The 3,133-nt window shown below is 72.1% G+C and carries 3 protein-coding genes; all 3 read left to right on the top strand.

All coding sequences use genetic code 11. From position 1 onward, the window contains the following. Nucleotides 1-225 precede the first annotated feature (225 nt). The gene (locus tag VF697_RS25150; RefSeq protein WP_331099215.1) at nt 226-1,587 is read left to right on the top strand and encodes an erythromycin esterase family protein; all 1,362 of its coding nucleotides are present in this window, start codon (nt 226-228) and stop codon (nt 1,585-1,587) included. 56 nt (nt 1,588-1,643) lie between these two features. Further along, nucleotides 1,644-2,426 carry an alpha/beta hydrolase gene (locus VF697_RS25155; RefSeq protein ID WP_331099211.1) on the top strand — a complete coding sequence of 261 codons (783 nt, stop codon included), beginning with the start codon at nt 1,644-1,646 and terminating at the stop codon, nt 2,424-2,426. Nucleotides 2,427-2,447: 21 nt separating this feature from the next. Next, nucleotides 2,448-3,133: ZIP family metal transporter (locus VF697_RS25160; protein WP_331099213.1), on the top strand; the 686-nt coding region annotated here is incomplete at its 3' end.

Here is a 3,133-nt window from a genome sequence, read left to right on the forward strand (position 1 = left end):
CCCTTCATCACCTTCGCGTCCTCTCGGTTGCGCTGCATGTCGTCGAAGGTGGACATGCCCCCCGGGGATGGCCAGTCCGGGTTTCTCGCGTTATTCCCCGCGAGCGCTCGGCTGCTCGCCTGGGGAGGGCCAGTTGGAAGACGGGCGCGCCTTCCCGTCTGTCAACCCTCCAGCTATTCGGATCACCGTGGGCAGGGATGGGTCCGCCTGCCCACCTTCAATGGCATGAATCCCTTTGATGAAGAGGAACGGCGAAGAGGCTTCCGTCCCGAGCTCATCGATGGTGTGCGCACCGCGGCCATCCCGCTGAAGGACGAGGACTCGGACTTCGACGCGCTCATCGAGAGCATCGGAGATGCGCGCTTCGTGCTGCTGGGCGAGGCCACCCACGGCACCCACGAGTTCTACCGGGCCCGCGCCACCCTCACCCGGCGGCTCATCGCCGAGCAGGGCTTCAGCGCGGTGGCCGTGGAGGCGGACTGGCCGGACGCACTGCGGGTCAACCAGTACATCCAGGGCGAGGAGGGGGACGCGGAGGCGAAGCACGCCTTCGACAACTTCCAGCGCTTCCCCAAGTGGATGTGGCGCAACACCGAGGTGCTGGAGCTGGTGGAGTGGCTGCGCGAGCACAACGCCGCGCAGGGGCCCACCGGGGTCCAGGCCGGCTTCTACGGCCTGGACCTCTACAGCCTGCACGCCTCCATGCGCGAGGTGGTGCGCTACCTGGAGACGCGAGACCCCGAGGCGGCCGAGCAGGCGAGGGCCCGCTATGCCTGCTTCGACCGCTTTGGCTCGGAGCCACAGGCCTATGGTCACGCCACGTCGTATGGCTTCGAGGACCCCTGTGAGGCCGAGGTCATCCAGCAGCTCATCGAGCTGCGCCAGCGCGAGGTGGCGCACGGGACGCGGGAGGAAGACGCGCTCTTCTACGCGCAGCAGAACGCGCGGCTGGCGATCGACGCGGAGGCCTACTACCGGGCCATGTACTCGGGGCGCAACGAGTCCTGGAACCTGCGCGACACGCATATGGCGGACACGGCCGACGCCCTGTCCGAGTACCTGAGCCGCCGCCACGGCAAGCCAGCGCGCCTGGTCATCTGGGCCCACAACTCGCACCTGGGCGACGCACGCGCCACGCAGATGGGTGACCAGGGCGAGCTGAACCTGGGCCAGCTCCTGCGCGAGCGCCACGGCCGGGAAACCTTCAACGTGGGCTTCACCACCTACTCGGGCACCGTCATCGCCGCGCGGGAGTGGGACGAGCCGGGCCTCAAGCGGCGGGTGCGGCCGGCGCTGCGGGGCAGCTACGAGGCGCTCCTCCACGAGGTGGGCCTCCCCGGCTTCCTGCTGCGGATGGAGGACCTGGGCGAGGCGGGCGCGGGCCTGCACGAGCGGCGGCTGGAGCGGGCCATCGGCGTCATCTACGCGCCGCACTCCGAGCGCCACAGCCACTACTTCTACGCGAACCTGCCGGCGCAGTTCGACGCGGTGCTCCACTATGACCTGACGAGCGCCGTGCACCCGCTGGACGCGGACGCCGGCCACGAGGAGGAGGATGCCGCCGACACCTGGCCATTCGGCATCTGACGACAGCCGAGCGAATGCACTGCGACGTGGGGGCACTCGGGATATAGGGGGCGAGCGTGATTCTCGAGAGCTTCCAGGTGGGTGAGGGGCAGCGGCCGACGGTGCTGCTGCACGGCTTCCTCGGTACGGGGCGCAACCTGCGCTCGCTGGCGACGGCCTGGAGCGAGGTGGACAAGGGCCGCCGCTTCCTCCTGCCGGACCTGACGGGCCATGGCGCCTCGCCCCGACTGCCCCCCGGGGCCACCCTGTCCACGGTGGCCGCGGACGTGGTGGAGACGGCGCGCGCCGCGGGCCTGGTGGGGCCGCTGGACCTCGTGGGGCACTCGCTGGGCGGGCGCGTGTCGCTCGCCGCGAGCCTGCGCGCCCCCGAGGACGTGGCCAGCGTGACGCTGATGGACATCTCCCCCAGCCCCATCCCCACCGCCCTGTCCGAGAGCGGCAAGGTGCTCGAACTGCTCCGGGCCGCGCCGGCCAGCGCGCCGGACCGCAAGACGATGCGAGCGGAGCTGACGGGGCGCGGCCTGTCCGGGCCGCTCTCGGACTGGCTCATCATGAACCTGGAGTCGGCGCCGGACGGCGGGGTGCGCTGGCGCTTCGACCGGGAGTCGCTCGCCGAGTTCCACGGGCGGGTGAACGGAGAGGACCTGTGGGCCGTGCTGGAGCGCCCGGGCGCCCGGGTGCGCTGCATCCGGGGCGGGCGGGCGCACTACGTCAGCGACGCGGACCTGGCGCGAATGGAGGCCCTGGGCTGTCCCGTGGCCACGCTGCCCCAGGCGGGCCACTTCGTCCACGTGGACGCGGCGGACGCGCTGCTGCGCTGGCTCACGGACTGGCGCTAGCGCGGGGCGGGTCTCCCCTTCATGGAACGCACCACCCTCTTCATCTGGCTCGCGGTCCTGGCCACCGGTCTCGCGGGACTGACGGGGGGACTCCTCTCGGAGCGATGGCTCGCCCGGCACCTGTCGGCGCTCGTCGCCTTCTCGGCCGGGGCCTTGCTGGGCGCGGTGTTCCTCGAGGTCTTCCCCGAGGCGGTGGAGGCCACCGGGCCCGCGGCCTTCCGGTGGGCGCTCGGCAGCTTCCTGGCGCTCACCTTCGTCGAGTGGTTCCTGGGTCCCCACCACCACGACCACTCCACCCATGAGCCCGGCCACCATCACCACGAGCCCCTGGAGTCCTCCTCCACCGTGGTGCCCTCGCTGCTGGCGGCGGACGCGCTGCACAACATCGGAGACGGCGCGGCGATGGCGGCGGCCTTCCTCGTCTCGCCCCAGGCCGGGTTGGCCACCGCGATGGCGGTGATTGCCCACGAGCTGCCCCAGGAGGTGGGGGACTATGCCCTGCTGCGCGCCGCGGGCCTCTCCCGCGCTCGGGCCCTGCTGGCGCTCGGCGGCGTGCAGCTCACGGCGGTGGCCGGCGCCGGCGTGGTGCTGCTGAGCAACGGGCTCGAGGCGCTGACCGGCGCGCCGCCGGTCGCCTGGCTGCCGTCGGTGGACCGGGCCCGGGGCGCCGTCTGGCAGACCCCGGTGCTGGCTAAGGGCGCCGCCGT

This window comes from Archangium sp. (genome assembly GCF_036388035.1).
In the GTDB taxonomy this organism is placed as follows: Bacteria; Myxococcota; Myxococcia; order Myxococcales; family Myxococcaceae; genus Archangium.

Coding starts and splice junctions, on each gene's coding strand:
- VF697_RS25150 (WP_331099215.1), top strand. CDS start 226: ATGAATCCCTTTGATGAAGAGGAACGGCGAAGAGGCTTCCGTCCCGAG.